Origin of the sequence: Pedobacter sp. W3I1 (genome assembly GCF_030816015.1) — a bacterium.
GTDB lineage: Bacteria > Bacteroidota > Bacteroidia > Sphingobacteriales > Sphingobacteriaceae > Pedobacter.
Genome location: NZ_JAUSXN010000001.1, coordinates 6,183,525 through 6,198,912 on the forward strand (window position 1 = coordinate 6,183,525; position 15,388 = coordinate 6,198,912).

At 36.7% G+C, this 15,388-nt stretch carries 14 protein-coding genes; 2 read left to right on the forward strand and 12 right to left on the reverse strand.

The genetic code is table 11. The features are described from left to right. Positions 1-14: 14 nt before the first annotated feature. Positions 15-1,202 carry a type IX secretion system outer membrane channel protein PorV gene (porV, locus tag QF042_RS25350; protein ID WP_307532931.1) on the reverse strand — a complete coding sequence of 396 codons (1,188 nt, stop codon included), beginning with the start codon at positions 1,200-1,202 and terminating at the stop codon, positions 15-17. Positions 1,203-1,851: 649 nt separating this feature from the next. Between porV and QF042_RS25355 the strand changes: the two genes are divergently transcribed. Continuing rightward, positions 1,852-3,537: an SUMF1/EgtB/PvdO family nonheme iron enzyme gene (locus QF042_RS25355; protein ID WP_307532932.1), complete on the forward strand. Its 1,686-nt coding sequence runs from the start codon at positions 1,852-1,854 to the stop codon at positions 3,535-3,537. A 212-nt stretch (positions 3,538-3,749) separates the two neighbouring features. Here the strand turns inward: QF042_RS25355 and QF042_RS25360 are convergent, their stop codons facing one another. The 6 genes from QF042_RS25360 to QF042_RS25385 form a co-directional block, all read right to left on the reverse strand. Beyond that, positions 3,750-4,250, reverse strand: a complete 501-nt coding sequence (locus QF042_RS25360; protein ID WP_307532933.1) for an acetyl-CoA carboxylase biotin carboxyl carrier protein subunit — start codon at positions 4,248-4,250, stop codon at positions 3,750-3,752. Positions 4,251-4,253: 3 nt separating this feature from the next. After that, positions 4,254-4,838 (reverse strand): DUF4159 domain-containing protein, encoded by a 585-nt coding sequence (locus QF042_RS25365; protein ID WP_307533336.1) that lies wholly within the window; start codon positions 4,836-4,838, stop codon positions 4,254-4,256. A gap of 125 nt (positions 4,839-4,963) precedes the next feature. Continuing rightward, positions 4,964-5,668, reverse strand: coding sequence for a 16S rRNA (uracil(1498)-N(3))-methyltransferase (locus QF042_RS25370; protein ID WP_307532934.1), 705 nt, complete (start codon positions 5,666-5,668; stop codon positions 4,964-4,966). 8 nt (positions 5,669-5,676) lie between these two features. Then, positions 5,677-7,101: a hemolysin family protein gene (locus QF042_RS25375; RefSeq protein ID WP_307532935.1), complete on the reverse strand. Its 1,425-nt coding sequence runs from the start codon at positions 7,099-7,101 to the stop codon at positions 5,677-5,679. Then, positions 7,101-7,652, reverse strand: a complete 552-nt coding sequence (locus QF042_RS25380; protein WP_025146339.1) for an inorganic diphosphatase — start codon at positions 7,650-7,652, stop codon at positions 7,101-7,103. Before QF042_RS25380 ends, QF042_RS25375 begins: the two co-directional genes overlap by 1 nt. 2 nt (positions 7,653-7,654) lie before the next feature. Continuing rightward, a complete protein-coding gene (locus QF042_RS25385) occupies positions 7,655-8,314 on the reverse strand; it encodes a DedA family protein (protein ID WP_307532936.1) in 660 nt (219 codons plus the stop codon). 192 nt (positions 8,315-8,506) lie between these two features. Here QF042_RS25385 and QF042_RS25390 point away from each other — a divergent pair, with 192 nt between their 5' ends. Beyond that, positions 8,507-9,610 (forward strand): J domain-containing protein, encoded by a 1,104-nt coding sequence (locus QF042_RS25390; protein ID WP_307532937.1) that lies wholly within the window; start codon positions 8,507-8,509, stop codon positions 9,608-9,610. A gap of 53 nt (positions 9,611-9,663) precedes the next feature. Here QF042_RS25390 and QF042_RS25395 read toward each other — a convergent pair whose 3' ends face one another. Genes QF042_RS25395 through QF042_RS25415 form a run of 5 tightly spaced genes read right to left on the reverse strand, consistent with a single transcriptional unit; the run spans position 9,664 to position 15,272 of the window. Next, positions 9,664-11,034 carry an NADH-quinone oxidoreductase subunit N gene (locus tag QF042_RS25395; protein WP_307532938.1) on the reverse strand — a complete coding sequence of 457 codons (1,371 nt, stop codon included), beginning with the start codon at positions 11,032-11,034 and terminating at the stop codon, positions 9,664-9,666. Positions 11,035-11,037: 3 nt separating this feature from the next. Further along, entirely contained in the window at positions 11,038-12,501 is a 1,464-nt protein-coding gene (locus QF042_RS25400; RefSeq protein WP_307532939.1) for a NuoM family protein, read from the reverse strand. A gap of 20 nt (positions 12,502-12,521) precedes the next feature. Next, complete coding sequence (gene nuoL, locus QF042_RS25405) at positions 12,522-14,426, reverse strand: NADH-quinone oxidoreductase subunit L (protein WP_373459096.1); 1,905 nt, start codon at positions 14,424-14,426, stop codon at positions 12,522-12,524. Between the two features lie 13 nt (positions 14,427-14,439). Then, positions 14,440-14,769 (reverse strand): NADH-quinone oxidoreductase subunit NuoK, encoded by a 330-nt coding sequence (nuoK, locus tag QF042_RS25410; RefSeq protein WP_029274746.1) that lies wholly within the window; start codon positions 14,767-14,769, stop codon positions 14,440-14,442. Next, complete coding sequence (locus tag QF042_RS25415; RefSeq protein WP_108197414.1) at positions 14,769-15,272, reverse strand: NADH-quinone oxidoreductase subunit J; 504 nt, start codon at positions 15,270-15,272, stop codon at positions 14,769-14,771. The genes nuoK and QF042_RS25415 overlap by 1 nt, the downstream gene beginning before the upstream one ends. Between the last annotated feature and the right edge of the window lie 116 nt (positions 15,273-15,388).

Sequence of the window (15,388 nt, forward strand, 5' to 3'; positions counted from 1 at the left end):
TTGCTTTAGTCTTTTTATCTTTTGCTTTTATTCTCGCCGAAGTTAAACAATAGACCAAAACGTAAGGTATTTGCAAGTGGACTAGTTTGTGCATTTGCAATTAAATAAGAGAAATCGATGTTAAAAACGTTGTATTTTAACCCAAGTCCTAAGGTAAAATAGCGGCTATCACCTTTCATTGGGCTTTGGTAGTTGTATCCAGCCCTAACGGCAAATTGTTGATTATACCAATATTCCAATCCTGTAGAAATTCCAACTTCTTTCAGTTCTTCACTAAAACCACCAGGAGCATCACTAAACGAACCAAAAATCCCTGCAGGAACCGAGCGGTTTGGATTTTTTCCACTTACGATGTTATTGTTCGAATCGTATATAGGTTGCGTTGGCACCAAAAGTTTATTAAAATCGAGCGCGAAGGTTAAAGTACTAAAATCGTCCATCGTGATTGTAGACGCTCCCCCTAGTTTAAAATTGGTAGGTAAAAAGAAATTCTCTCCACCATCCGAATAGCTCATTTTTGTTCCTATGTTAGAAATATTGGCACCAGCAGAAAGAACAGCCTGTTTACCAAATAATGTTGTAGCTGTTTTATATAATCCCGAAACATCAACCGCTACCGCATTTCCACTGTGTACTTGTCCGGAAGATGAAAACTGGCCTGAAACTAAGTTTGAATAAATGTATCTTAATGAAGTACCCAATGAAAACTCTTTACCAAAATTACGGGCGAAAGAAACATCAAAAGCCAACTCATTTGGATTGGAAATACCCAGGTCCTGTTGATTGATATCAGTAAGCTGGATGGAGCCTAAAGAAAAATATCTTAAAGATGCACCAATGGTATTGCGGTCATCCAATTTATAAAAACCACTTAAATAAGCGAGATTAATATCAGGCACCAGGCTTTTTAACCATGGGCTATATGAAACTGAAAACCCGTAAGGTTTATCTAAAAAAGCAAGTTTAGACGCATTAATACTGGCCGAATTTACATCACCTGCAACGGCCACGCCGGCATCGCCCATTGCACCAGCACGGGCATCGGGTGTTATAAGCAGAAATGGAACTGCTGTTACAATGTTGTTTGCCTCACTACCATTTGTTTGAGTATTGCCTATGGTAACCTGAGCATTTGTTTTACCAAACACCAAGGCCATTGAGAGTGCAGAAAAAGCAAGTTTACTGATGTACTTGAAATTCATCCTTTAAAGGTACGTAATTTTAGATTTGGGTATTTAGCAATAACTGGAGAATATATTCTGTAACGTAAAACCAAACCTTATATTTCACCAAATTACGAATTCTATGATTATTTACTAATTAAACCTACGATTTTTACATACCCGTGTACCTATGTAAAACGTAAACTTATAACTAGTAGTCGATTAGCATCGTAATTAAGCTATTTTCTTTTTTCCCATAAAAAAATTATTTGTTCAATTTGCTAATTTGGCCTTCATAATCTTTAAATCAAATATGGTTAATTTATTTACAACTTTATAAATTGTACAGTACTCTTTTTTATCTGCAAGAGATTAAATAGTAGCCCAAAAAACAAAAATATTAATAATTCATAAGGTCCGCATTTTAATAAAAATAATCCTATCTACTAAGCCAATAGCTTATTGACACCGCTCTACAATTACCAATTAATCTTTTTATCTTGCTTATTTATAAATATTTAGCCTAATTTTAACTTAAAAAGTAAACAGACACAATACGAAATAAAATAATACGTTATCACTCAAAAATATAATCGATATTTTATTATCACATTATTTATATATTCATTTAAAATTGTTTAATTTTATCGGTTGAATCTCTACAGGGCCGATACTCCCAACGAACTATATGAAAAAACTATTACTATATTCTTTTACTTGTTTGTCATTAGCCGCCTTACTTGCGAGTTGTAGCTCAAAAGGAGGGAACAGTTCTAGTAAAACAGGTATTCCTTACGCCGATAGGAAAAGCAAAAACAACCAATCTGGTGCTTTTGCTGTAGCTACTCAATACAAGAGAGCTCCGGGGCCTGGCTTAATTCCAATAGAAGGTGGAGTTTTAGTTGTGGGTGGTAGTGCCATCGAGGTTCCAGGTGTTGAACCAAACATTTATAATTATAAAAGACAGGTTACTGTGCCATCTTTTTACATGGATGAAACCGAGGTATCAAATACCGATTGGTTAGAATACCTGCACTGGATCAGATATAACTACCCTGAAGATCGTGAGTTTTATTATAATGAGCTTCCTGATACTTTAGTATGGCGCCGTGCATTATCTTATAACGAACCTTATGTAGATAACTATTTAAGGCACCCAGCCTATCGTGATTACCCTGTTGTAGGCGTTTCATGGGAGCAGGCATCACGTTACTGCGAATGGAGAACTTCGAGAGCTAACGAATTTATTCTACGCGAAAAAGGAATTTTAACCGATTATAAAACTTTAGCTGGTAATGGAAAAGGCAATACTGCTGCTACTACAGCTGCAGCGACTCCAAAACCAGACAAACCATTTAATACAGATGCGTATTTAAATGGCCAATATGATGACAAAGGCAAAAATGCACCAATAGATTACAATACCAGATCAGGTGCTGCTACAACAACTGCCGGAACAGCAACAGCTGCAACTGGTGGGAAAAACAACCAACCACGAAGAACTGCAACACTAGAGGATGGTGTAATTATGCAACCTTACCGTTTACCAACAGAAGCAGAATGGGAATATGCAGCTTTAGGCTTAATTGGTAATACGGAATATGAGAACATCAATCAGAATAAAATTTACCCTTGGAATGGTTTAGGTGTTAGTTCTGCCAAAAAGAAAACCAGAGGTATGATTCAGGCCAACTTTAAAAGAGCACCTGGCGATTATATGGGTGTTGGCGGTTCATTAAATGATAAAGGAGATTTAACTGTTCCGGTTATTCAATATACACCAAACGACTTCGGCTTATACAATATGGCAGGAAACGTGAACGAATGGGTTAATGATGTGTACAGAACAGGTACATTTACGGATGCTGATGCGTTTAACCCTTATCGTGGTAACTACTTCACTAATAAAAAACTAGAAGATTCTCAAAGCGGAAAAATTGCATTGGATAAATATGGCAATCCGATTAAGGAAAATGCTTATGCTGGAAGAAAACAAACCTGGGCAGAAAAACAGGCGCAGGCGAAACGTTCTGATTCGATTTCAAAATCGACTGATCCACAATCTCCGATAGCAGCAACCAGCTATCAAGCCGATCAAAGAGGTTATCGTGACAGACAAAACATCTTATTAAATGAAGAAGGTGTAACGCTGGTAAACGATAAATCCAGGGTTTATAAAGGTGGTTCCTGGAACGATATGGCTTACTGGTTAAACCCGGCAACACGCCGTTTTATGCAACAAGATGAATCATCAGCAGAAGTTGGTTTCCGTTGTGCCATGACGATGCTTGGCGCTCCAGAGATTAGTACTGCAGGAAAAAGAAGTTTTAAAAACCCACCTCAAAAACCTTATAGGGTTAGTAGAGGTAAATAAAAAAGAAAAGTCCCGACATTATCGGGACTTTTCTTTTTATGCTTTATATTTTTTTATATGATATAGTCTGGACTGGATTCAAAGAAAAAATCGTCATCTCGACTGGAGTGTAGCGGAATGGAGAGATCTACCTAAACAGATTTCTCGACTGCGTTGCACTCCGCTCGAAATGACGACTATTTAGATAACTTAGGTCGTGAGGAATAAAAACACTACTTAAACTGAATCAAAATTTGATTCTTCTCTACTTTATCGCCCTGCTTAATCAAAACTTTCTTTATCACACCATCGGTTGATGATTTTAAGATGTTTTCCATTTTCATCGCTTCCAGCACCAATAGGTTATCGCCTTTCTTTACTTCAGCATTTTCTTCAACCAAAACCTTTAATACCAAACCGGGCATCGGTGCTTTAATCTCTGAAACTTTATTAGCGGTTAAATTATCCAGACCAAGCTGTTTTAACAAAACATCAAACTGATCTTCGATGCTAATCTGATAAATATGACCATTAACCTTTACTTTACAGGTTTTATCTACTCTGTTGAGCTCAACGATTTCTGTATTAAAAGATTTATTCTGATATAAAACATGGGTGCTGCTATTGCGCAGCGTAGCTAGATCAAGCTGAACAGGATCGCCATTTACCAGCAAGGCCGATTCATTATGCTCAATTTCGAATAAAAACTGATCGTTTACTTTTACTTTATACATTCACTATTGAGTTAAAGCATACTGAACTAAATTCGCGCCCATTTTTAGCGCCTTTGTCCTTGTTTCCTGGGTATCTTCAGGATAAGTACCAAAATCTTCCCAACCGTTCCCTAAATCGCATTCAAAGGTATAATAACAAACTACTCTTCCCTTATATATCAGTGCAAACCCTTGAGGTCTTTTATTATCATGCTCATGGATTTTGGGCAAGCCTCCCGGAAACTTAAATTTCTGGTTATATATTGCATGGTTAGCAGGCAATTCGACAAAACTAAGTTCCGGAAATACTTTTTTCATCTGCGGGCGGATAAATTTATCCAATCCATAATTATCGTCTATATGAAGAAAGCCACCACCTATAAGGTACTGCCTTAAATTTTTAATTTCCTGATCATTAAAAACTACGTTTCCGTGGCCGGTCATATAAACAAATGGGTAATTAAAAATTTCTTTTGAGCCTACTTCAACGATGCTTTCTTCAGCATAAAAATTAGTTTTCAAATTCGCGTTGCAATATGCAATTAAATTAGGCAGGGCTGTTCTGTCGGCATACCAATCGCCACCTCCGTTATACTTTAATTTGGCCATGCGGTAGGTTGGTGGAAGAGCGCTAAAAGCAAAAAGCACAAAGCTAAGAGCTAAAAGACTAAAGCTGAAAGACCAAAGCTGAAACCTGGAAAATTGAAAACTGAAAACTGAAAATTTCAAATTGATTATCGGTTAAGGTAATTGATTTCAAAACAAACAGATAATGCAGCCGTTTCTGTGCGCAACCTGTTATCACCTAAAGTTAATGCTTTAAAGCCTTTGTTCAAAGCTAAATTAACTTCATCAGGTGTGAAATCTCCTTCAGGACCAATAAGAATTAAATATTTTTGATGTGGAGCTACAAGTTTGGATATATATTGTTTCTCACCGTTATCGATACAATGCGCGATTAGTTTATCACCATCAAATGGTTCTTTTAAAAAAGCATCAAAAGAAATGGCATCGTTTAATTTAGGATGATAAGCTTTAATAGATTGTTTTACGGCAGAAGTAATTACTTTATTCAGACGATCTTCTTTAACTATCCTACGCTCCGATCGATCGGTAATAATTGGCGTAATCTCATCAATGCCCAACTCTGTGGCTTTCTCTAAAAACCATTCTATACGGTCGATATTTTTAGTTGGTGCAACAGCAATGTGTAAGTAATGATTTCTTTTATGGAACTCAGTTTCTACTTTTAAAATAGATAAAGAAACTTTTTTTGGATTATCAGTGGTGATTTCAGCAGTGTAAAAACCGCCTTTCCCATCAACCAGGTTAACGATCGAGCCAATAGTAAGGCGAAGTACCCTAACGCAGTGTTTGCTCTCTTCTTCGTTAAGTGTGTAAGTATTTTGGGTTATATCTGGTGTATAAAAAATATGCATAGTTGAAATTAATGATTATCAACCATATCTGCTTTATTGATCACCAATTCTAATTTAATGGTTTCGATGTTCTGTTCTGTCTTTTTAAGGATAGTAAACAGGTAACCATATGATTCGTTGCTTTCACCTACCTCAGGAATACGTTCAAAAACGTGAGAAACGAGTCCACCAATGGTATCGAAATCTTCATCCTCAGGTAAATCGTGAGGCAGATGCTCGTTTACATCATATACAGTAGCGAACGCATTTACGATAAACTCATTGTCAGAAACTTTTTCTACCAGCGGCTTTTCTTCATCGTATTCATCCTGAATTTCTCCAACAAGCTCTTCAACAATATCTTCTAAGGTAACCATACCAGCTGTTCCCCCAAACTCGTCTAATACAATCGCAATCTGTATGCGGTTACTTTGCAGTTCGCTCATCAGATCGTTAATTTTCTTGGTTTCTGTAACGAAATATGGTTTTCTGATGATATCGTTTAATGTCCAGTGCTGGTTACCTGCGGCTACTAATGGCAAGATGTCTTTTGCATGGATAATTCCAACGATTTTATCCATAATTTCATCATAAACCGGCAAGCGGGAATATCCTTCTTTAATAATCGTATCAATCACTTCTTCTTTTGGAGAAGTTAATTCAATACCAGAAATCTTGGTCCGAGGTACCATGATATTCTTAACCACGCGCTCATTAAAATCGAATACGTTTTTAATCAGCTCATGTTCGTTATTATCTAATGCACCACTTTCTTTACCCTGATCTAATAAATACTGAAGTTCTTCGGTACTGTGTAGCGATTCGTGCCCACTGGAAGTGTCGATTCCGAATGGTTTAAGAATGATAGCAGCAAGGCTATTTAACGTCCAAATGAATGGCTTAAATACCACATAAAATATTTGCAGTGGAACAGAAACGAAAAGGGTTGTAGCTACTGGCCGTTGGATGGCAAAAGATTTCGGTGCTAATTCGCCAAATACAATATGCATAACTGTAATGAGCGAAAAGGCAACAATCGTAGATGCGGTATGGATAGAAGCATCGCTTAAACCCCATTGTAAACTATCGAAAAGATTTTTGAAAATAGTATGCATAACGCCTTCACCTACCCAACCTAAGCCGAGTGATGCAAGCGTTATACCTAGCTGTGTGGCGGCTAAATACCCATCAAGATTATGAATAATCCCTTTGGCCATTTTGCCTACACGACTGCCCGTTTTTGCTTTAATTTCAATTTGTGATGCCCGAACTTTTACAATTGCAAACTCTGCTGCAACAAAAAATCCGTTAAGTAACACCAAAAATAATGCAAAGAATAATCGCCAGCCTACGGAAGTGGTATCAGGTTCTTGTACAGCAACCAAAACTACGTTTGTGGGCAGGATTGCACTTAGCTCTAAATTTAAAAACAAACATACCGTGGGTAAATCCATTAAGCTAATTCTCTAAATGTTGTGTTATAAAGTTCTATGCTTTCTTTAATTACTTTATGCGCATAACGAACACCAAGTAAATGTTCGATAGTTACATTTTTATCTTCTAATGCTTTATAATCCTGAAAGAAACGAACAATCTCTTTCATTTGGTGTGGAGGCAACTCATCTAAATCATTAATATAGTTTACCGACATATCGTGAGCAGCTACGGCAATAATTTTATCGTCCTGTTCGCCATTATCAACCATATGCATTACACCAACCACTTTCGCCTCGATCAATGTCATTGGGTAAACATCTACTGAGCAAAGCACCAGAATATCCAATGGATCTTTATCATCGCAATAAGTTTGCGGAATAAAACCATAGTTTGCAGGATACATTACGGATGAAAAAAGAACCCTGTCTAACTTAATTAAGCCAGATTCTTTATCTATTTCGTATTTTGCTTTTGAACCTTTTGGAATTTCAATAATTGCGTTTACAATTTCTGGAACATTATGTCCGGGAGATACGCTATGCCACGCGTGATGATCGTCTTTTGCCATTTTTAATTTAAATCTGTTTTATCCTCTTCAGGACCACTCACTACTTTACTTTTTACAAAGGTAATTAATAATGGTATAGTTGTAATAAGAATAAAGCCAATAATAATATATAATAAATAATCGTTTATTTCTTTTTCAAATCTTTTGCCTAAAAAATAACCAAGCAAAGTTAAGGAACAGATCCAAAGTACCCCACCCACTACATTATATAAAGCAAATTTTTTAAAGTCTAGTTTTACAACCCCCGCAAAAATCGGTGCAAAAGTTCTAACAATCGGTACAAATCTGCCCATTATTAACGCAAAGGCACCTTGTTTATGATAATAATCTTCTGCAGCTTTTAAATATTTCTTTTTAAAAAAGAAACTGTCTTTTCTGGTATACAATACAGGCCCAGTTTTACGCCCGAACCAATAACCGGTAAAATTCCCTGAAATGGCTGCAACACATAAGCCTGCCAAAAGTACAGCAATGTTCACATCAAGCTTGCCTGTTGCAACAAACATCCCCGCTAAAAACAATAAATAATCACCTGGAAGAAAAAAACCAAAAAACAGGCCTGTTTCTGCATAGATAACGAATATGACTAGATAGAAACCACCCTCCCTCAATAATTTTTCGGGGTCAAGTAGTTGATGCAGGTTATTCCAAAAATCGTGCATATTCAATTATCCGTAAAACTACAAATAATTATTAAAGAATAGCCTCAAAAAAAAAATCGTTCAAATCATCCTTTTTGCTTTTATAAAAAATTGATATTAACTTCCCCATAGAAAGCATGAAGATCTAACATCTACATCCGATAAATGAGTATAAAGGCAAAATGGCGTTAAGCAACCCTTAAATTAAGTGCTATGGAAATAGACTACTATAAAGATTTAGGTGTTGAAAAATACGCAACAACCGATGAAATAAAAAGTGCTTTTAGAAAATTAGCACACAAGTATCATCCTGATGTAAACAAAGAGGAAGATTCCGACAGCCATTTTAGAAGAGTTTATAAAGCATATGAAGTGCTTAGCAATCCCGAAAAAAGGAGCAAATACGATAGTTACGGAGATACCGGAGAGTATACGCCACCTCCATATACTGAAGAACAACAAGCAGCCCAAGATGCGGCATATGCAAAAATGTATGCCGAATATGATAAGGTGTATGCCGAATCGCAAACCTATATATACCTTTATTATTTTGTTGTAGGCATCTTTATATTGTTTGATTTATTTATAATTTTTGCCCCTTTTTTTGAAAAAATAGAGAAAAATAGAGTGATTAAGGAAAGCGTTGTACAAGATCACCGGCACCAAATCGTATTAAACAAAATAGATAGTGTATTAAAAAAATATAAACCCATTTATTTATATACCAATGATACGGGAGCTACTGCAAAAATATTTCCAGATATACCAGACTCACTAGTTTACGGTTCATATTACGGTAATCCATATGATTACAATAGTTGGCGATATGATACGGCTCATGTAAATTCTTTTTTGAAAAACCCCGATTTGACAGGCGTCGTAACATTGATAACACTTAGCGATGGCAAAATGTACTTGCCGGCTAGTAGCGTTTATAGGAAAGGAGAAGGTAAAATGTTACAGTTAGCAATATATGATATCAATGATGAAATACCTCATAAAACATTTAAACTTCCAAATGGGAAGGAGGTTGTTTTGAATAAAGAAAAGCTTTACAGTAGCGTTTATTTAAATTTTAATAGTAAAGAGGAACTAATAGATGATGTTTTTATGTGGTCAATTGTTCAAACGTTCTCTCGCTACCCTAATTGCAAACTGTATTTAACTCCGATAGTAAGTAACGACCCCAAAAAGCATATTGACTCACTTCTTTTTAAAGAAGTTATTATTTCGTTGAATAAAAAATTTAATGCTATAAATAAAAAGAAACAAAAAAAAGTGATTGATACTGCATCGTTTCAATTGAGCATTAACTAATTAATGATCATCAAAACTGCTTCAGGTGTTCAAATTTCTGCGGCATCTAAATTTTATATCAAATTTAAAATAAGCGATGGATATATACCCATTAAAATTGTAATTACTACCGAAACAAGTAAAACCACTTTATATTGGCCTGGTGTTGAAAGTTCTGTTTCTGCGCCATCTTTAAACCACATGGCTACAATTACCCTAAAATAATAATAGAAGCCAACCAGCGCATTTAAAATCGCAAATGCAACAAGTAAAGTCTTATACTCTGTCATCACATTCAGGAACATTAAATATTTCCCTATGAAACCCGCAGTTAAAGGAATACCCGCTAAAGAAAGCATGGCAACAGTTAAGCACAATGCCACTAATGGATTACGCTTAGCCAAACCATTAAAGCTATCAAAGCTATCGCTACCTGTTTTTTGTTTTACCAAAATTAAAACTGCAAAGGCAATGATAGATGCGAATGTATAAGCTGCTGCATAAACCAAAACATTGTTGCCAGAGTTTTTAGTTAATACGATAAGCGAAAACAATAAGTAGCCTGCATGCGAAATACTAGAGTAAGCCAGCATGCGTTTGAAGTTTTTTTGGAATAAGGCGGTTACGTTTCCGATAAATAAGGTTAAACAAACGATAACCATTAAAGGTACAACCCAGAAATCGTGAAGCGGCGCAAATGCACCAGCAAATAAACGTAAGAAAGCAGCAAAACCTGCAGTTTTAACCACGGTACTCATGAAAGTGGTGATTAAAGACGGAGCGCCTTCGTATACATCTGGAGTCCAGAAGTGGAATGGGGCAGCACCAACCTTAAAACTTAAGCCAATCATCATCAGGATAACGCCTGGATAGAATATTGGAGCAATAACTTGGCTATTTACCAGATAGGCTTGTATTTTATCTAAATCAAATGATCCTGTAGCACCATAAATTAAGGTGATACCAAATAACAGGAAGCCTGTGGAGAAGGCACCCATTAAGAAATATTTTAAGGAAGCTTCGTTAGAGGCAAAATCCTTTTTACGGATACCTGCCAAAATATATAAACTCACGGACATGATTTCTAAGCCTACAAATAACATGGCCATATTTTTATACGATACCATCATAATCATTCCCGCAAGTGCGAAAAGAATTAAGGTATAATATTCGGCTATGTTATCGCTTTTGGCGTGGAAATAATTCTGTGTTAATAAAAAGATTAAAAGTGTACCGATAATACAGATCCCTGAAAATGCCAGAGCAAAGTTATCTGTCTGCATCATTCCGAAATGAACAGCATTGCCATTCCATGCACAAAAAGTAAATCCTAATGCAGTAAGTAAGCCAACAACGGTAAGTGGTAGTAATGCTTTATTTGCCTTAAACAAACCTGCATAAAGCACTATAAAAGCTGTTATACTAATGGTTATAATAATATTCATTGCTTAATTTACTGTGTTTAATTTTTGATTTACCTGTTCTAATAAATGTTGTACAGACGCCTCTGTTAAGTGCAAAATTGGTTTCGGATAAACACCCAAAACAATAATCAGTGCACAAATTGTATAAAGAACCAATTTTTCAGTTCCTTTAATATCGGTGAAAGTGATGGTTAAGCTATTGGTTTCGCCCAGCATTACATTCTGGTACATGCGTAACATGTAAACTGCACCGAAGATAATGGTTAACCCTGCAAGAGCTGCAGCCCAAATGCCGTAGTTGTAAACGCCCATCAGCAATAAAAACTCGCCAATAAATCCGTTTGTTCCCGGTAACGCTACTGTGCCTAAAACAATGATCAGAAAAGTAAGCGCCAACTGTGGTGCTACTTTTGCAATTCCACCCAATTCTTCAATTTTATTGGTTTTAACACGAGAGAAGATGATATCTAAAACAAAGAATAAACCTACTACGTTAATCCCGTGGCTCAACATTTGTACCATTGCACCTTGCATACCTTGCTGGTTAAAAGCGAAAATACCTGCCGATATTAATCCAACGTGAGCAATAGATGAATAAGCTACTAAACGTTTGGCATCCTTTTGTGTAAAGGCAATTAGCGAAGCGTAAACGATACCGATGATCGATAGAATGATAACTACCTGGCCCCAATCGTGAACGCCTGCCGGAACAATTGGCAACAGCCATCTAATTACACCATAGATACCCATTTTTAACATGATACCTGATAAGAGCATTGTTCCTGGTGTGGGAGCGGCTGTATACGTATCTGGCTGCCAGGTGTGGAAAGGGAAAATCGGCATCTTAATGGCAAAAGCAATAAAGAAAGCCCAGAAAATCCATCCTTGCTGTGCACTATCTAAGTTTAAAGCATAAAAAGCCTGGATATCAAAATTGTGTGCCGGGTTTTGAAGATATAGGTAAATAATACCCATCAACATAAATAACGAACCTCCAATGGTATACACGAAAAATTTCATGTTGATCCGGATTCGGTCTTTTCCTCCCCAGATGGCACAGATAAAGTAGATTGGAATTAATGCTGCTTCCCATCCGATATAGAACAAGAATGCATCTAATGCAGTAAATACCAATAATAGGCCACATTGCATAAATAAAATCAAGGCATAAAATGCAGCCGGATTTTTATAGTCATGATTGTAGCTTGATAAAATAATAATTGGTACCAGTAAATTGGTTAGCAATACCACAAGCATACTGATGCCATCAATACCTGCGTGGAAATTGATGCCTAAGTCTGCAATCCACGGCAAATTAACCTCAAATTGGGTACTTGCATTTGGAATGAAATTGCAGGCGATAACCAAAGCCAAACCTAAAGAAACAACCGAAAATATGGTCGAAACTATTTTAGCCGACTTACCCGTAAATGCAGTAATAATAGCACCTACAAGCGGAAGAAATATAAGTAGTAAAAGTTGTTCCATTATTTAATTTTGAACCCTTTTTATAATATGTAACTAAATGTATATAATAGTAATGCGATGATACCGAATACCATCATAAATATATAGAAGCCTACGTTTCCACTTTGCAACAAACGGATGCCTTTACTGGCCTCATTTGTACTCCATCCCAGTCCGTTCACAATTCCATCGATAACTTTGTTATCAATAATCCTATAAAAGAATTTCGAAAGTGCATCTAATGGTTTAGTGATCAGGAAATCATAAATCTCATCCAGGTAGAATTTATTGTACGATAATTTTGCCAATGCAGAACGTGGTGCTTCATCAGCAACAGGAACACGTGCTCCCCTTACATATCTGCTATAAGCATAAAATAAAGCTGCTACAGCGGCGGTTACCGATATTGCCATTAAACCAATTTCAGTTGAGTGGCTTAAATCCAATTCGTGCTGTGCAACACCTGCTCCAGTTAACCAATGTGCCAACCATTCGTTTCCACCAAAAATATGCGGGAAGTTGATTGCTCCACCAATTGCAGCAAAAATAGCTAAAATGATTAAAGGTAAAGTCATTGCTTTTGGCGATTCGTGCACATGGCTTTCTTCATGATGTGTTCCACGGTATTTGCCAGAAAAGGTTAAAAACATCATTCTGAACATATAGAATGCTGTTAAAAACGCCGTTAATACACCAATTCCCCAAAGAACCGGACTATATTGAAAAGCGTAAGCCAAAATTTCGTCTTTCGAGAAGAAACCAGAGAATGGTGGTAAACCCGCAATGGCAATGGTACCGATCAGCATAGTTAAAAAAGTAACAGGAAGTTTCTTTCTCAATCCGCCCATATGGCGCATATCTTGTTCATGGTGCATGGCATGGATTACCGAACCAGCGCCCAAGAATAATAGTGCTTTAAAGAATGCGTGAGTTAATACATGGAAAAATGAACCTGTATAAGCACCAACACCCAGACCTAAAAACATATATCCCAATTGAGACACTGTTGAATAAGCCAATACTTTTTTAATATCAGTCTGCGTTAAAGCAATAATTGCTGCAATTAAAGCTGTAGCTGCGCCAACAATAGCAATGATGTGCTGGGTAAGCGGCGCAAGATCGAACAACACGCTCGAACGTGCAATCATGTAAATACCAGCGGTTACCATCGTTGCTGCGTGAATCAAAGCCGAAACTGGCGTTGGTCCGGCCATTGCATCTGGTAACCAGGTAAACAATGGCAACTGTGCCGATTTACCGCAGGCACCAATAAACAATAAAATGGTAATTAAAACCAGCGTATCATTGCCTGGCAACATATTAGCTGCTTGAGGGAAAACTTTAGCAAATTCTACACTACCGAAAGTGGTGAAGATTAAGAACACACCTAATAAAAAGCCTAAATCACCAATACGGTTCATTACAAAAGCTTTTTTAGCTGCTGAAGCATAAGCACTGTTTGTATACCAGAACCCGATTAACAGGTAAGAGCATAAACCTACGCCCTCCCAGCCGATAAACATGACGATATAGTTTGAACCCAATACCAATAAAAGCATGAAGAATACAAACAGGTTCAGGTAAGAGAAAAATTTCCCAAATCCAGCATCATCATGCATGTAGCTGGTAGAATATAAATGGATCAGGAAACCAATTCCAGTGATGATCAAAAGCATAATCGAACTTAAAGGATCAACCAGGAAAGATAATGGAATGTGTAATGCGCCCGCGCTAATCCAATCGAATAAAAATACTTCGTGAGATTTTTGTGTGTCGCCTTGTAAACTAAAGAAAATAACTACGCTGATGATAAAGGAGGCCAGGATTACCCCGCTTCCGATAATACCAACAAGTCCTTTAGATAAAGAGTTTCTGCCTAGCCCATTAATTACAAACCCTAAAAAAGGAAGTAACGGAACCAACCAAATCAATTGTTCTATTGTCATTCTTATTATATATTTACCACTTAAGGCGATTTAAAACATTAATATCTACTGATTTCGTATTTCTATAAACCATTACGATAATTGCCAGGCCTACTGCAACCTCTGCAGCTGCCAATGCCATAATGAAGAATACGAAAACCTGCCCTGATGGGTCATTGTTATGAACCGAAAATGCTGTTAAAAGTAAGTTAACTGCATTAAGCATCAGCTCAACCGACATAAAAATAACAATGGCATTTCTTCGGGTAAGTACACCTATTACACCAATAGAAAAAATAATGGCACTTAAATAAATGTAGTGGTTTAGCGGAACGCCTGCTGCTTGTGTGAATAAATTTTCCATTATGCTTCTACCTCATCTCTTTTAGATAATAAAACGGCACCAACCATTGCTGCCAACAGTAATAGAGATGACAATTCGAATGGTAATAAGAATGGGCCAAAAAGCTCCTTGCCCAGATTTTCTACCAATCCTAATCCTGGATTTTTCAAAATCAATGGGCTTGTAATACTTGCTGATTTTAAAGAACCAATTAAGGTTACAACCAAACAGCCGCCGGCAATTACCCCTACAATTTTGATCAAAGGTGATTTACTTGGTTCAGTTTCTTTGTTCAGGTTAAGTAGCATCAGTACAAAAAGGAACAATACCATGATGGCCCCCATGTAAACGATAAAGTTTACTACCGCTAAAAACTGCGCGTTTAACAGCACATAATGAACAGTGAAGGTAAAAAAGGTAAGGATTAAGTACAATACACTGTGGATTGGATTTTTTGCAAAAATCACCAGCAGCGAAAAGATGATACTTAATGTGGCTACGAAATAGAATACTTGTGTACTCATTAATTGTTTATTTATTTATGTTCCATGGTTTGTGTCTCCACAAACCATTAATTATTCTTTCGTTTCGTGAAGACACGAACCGAGGCTTAAGCAATTTTATTTATGTCTTCGTCATC

What these genes read in the sequence shown, in the direction of transcription:
- QF042_RS25385 (WP_307532936.1), bottom strand. Translation starts at nt 8,314, where the DNA reads ATGCACGATTTTTGGAATAACCTGCATCAACTACTTGACCCCGAAAAA.
- QF042_RS25390 (WP_307532937.1), top strand. Translation starts at nt 8,507, where the DNA reads ATGGAAATAGACTACTATAAAGATTTAGGTGTTGAAAAATACGCAACA.
- QF042_RS25360 (WP_307532933.1), bottom strand. Translation starts at nt 4,250, where the DNA reads ATGTATAAAGTAAAAGTAAACGATCAGTTTTTATTCGAAATTGAGCAT.
- nuoL (WP_373459096.1), bottom strand. Translation starts at nt 14,426, where the DNA reads ATGACAATAGAACAATTGATTTGGTTGGTTCCGTTACTTCCTTTTTTA.
- porV (WP_307532931.1), bottom strand. Translation starts at nt 1,202, where the DNA reads ATGAATTTCAAGTACATCAGTAAACTTGCTTTTTCTGCACTCTCAATG.
- QF042_RS25400 (WP_307532939.1), bottom strand. Translation starts at nt 12,501, where the DNA reads ATGGAACAACTTTTACTACTTATATTTCTTCCGCTTGTAGGTGCTATT.
- QF042_RS25395 (WP_307532938.1), bottom strand. Translation starts at nt 11,034, where the DNA reads ATGAATATTATTATAACCATTAGTATAACAGCTTTTATAGTGCTTTAT.
- QF042_RS25415 (WP_108197414.1), bottom strand. Translation starts at nt 15,272, where the DNA reads ATGAGTACACAAGTATTCTATTTCGTAGCCACATTAAGTATCATCTTT.
- QF042_RS25370 (WP_307532934.1), bottom strand. Translation starts at nt 5,668, where the DNA reads ATGCATATTTTTTATACACCAGATATAACCCAAAATACTTACACACTT.
- QF042_RS25365 (WP_307533336.1), bottom strand. Translation starts at nt 4,838, where the DNA reads ATGGCCAAATTAAAGTATAACGGAGGTGGCGATTGGTATGCCGACAGA.
- QF042_RS25375 (WP_307532935.1), bottom strand. Translation starts at nt 7,101, where the DNA reads ATGGATTTACCCACGGTATGTTTGTTTTTAAATTTAGAGCTAAGTGCA.
- QF042_RS25355 (WP_307532932.1), top strand. Translation starts at nt 1,852, where the DNA reads ATGAAAAAACTATTACTATATTCTTTTACTTGTTTGTCATTAGCCGCC.
- nuoK (WP_029274746.1), bottom strand. Translation starts at nt 14,769, where the DNA reads ATGGAAAATTTATTCACACAAGCAGCAGGCGTTCCGCTAAACCACTAC.
- QF042_RS25380 (WP_025146339.1), bottom strand. Translation starts at nt 7,652, where the DNA reads ATGGCAAAAGACGATCATCACGCGTGGCATAGCGTATCTCCCGGACAT.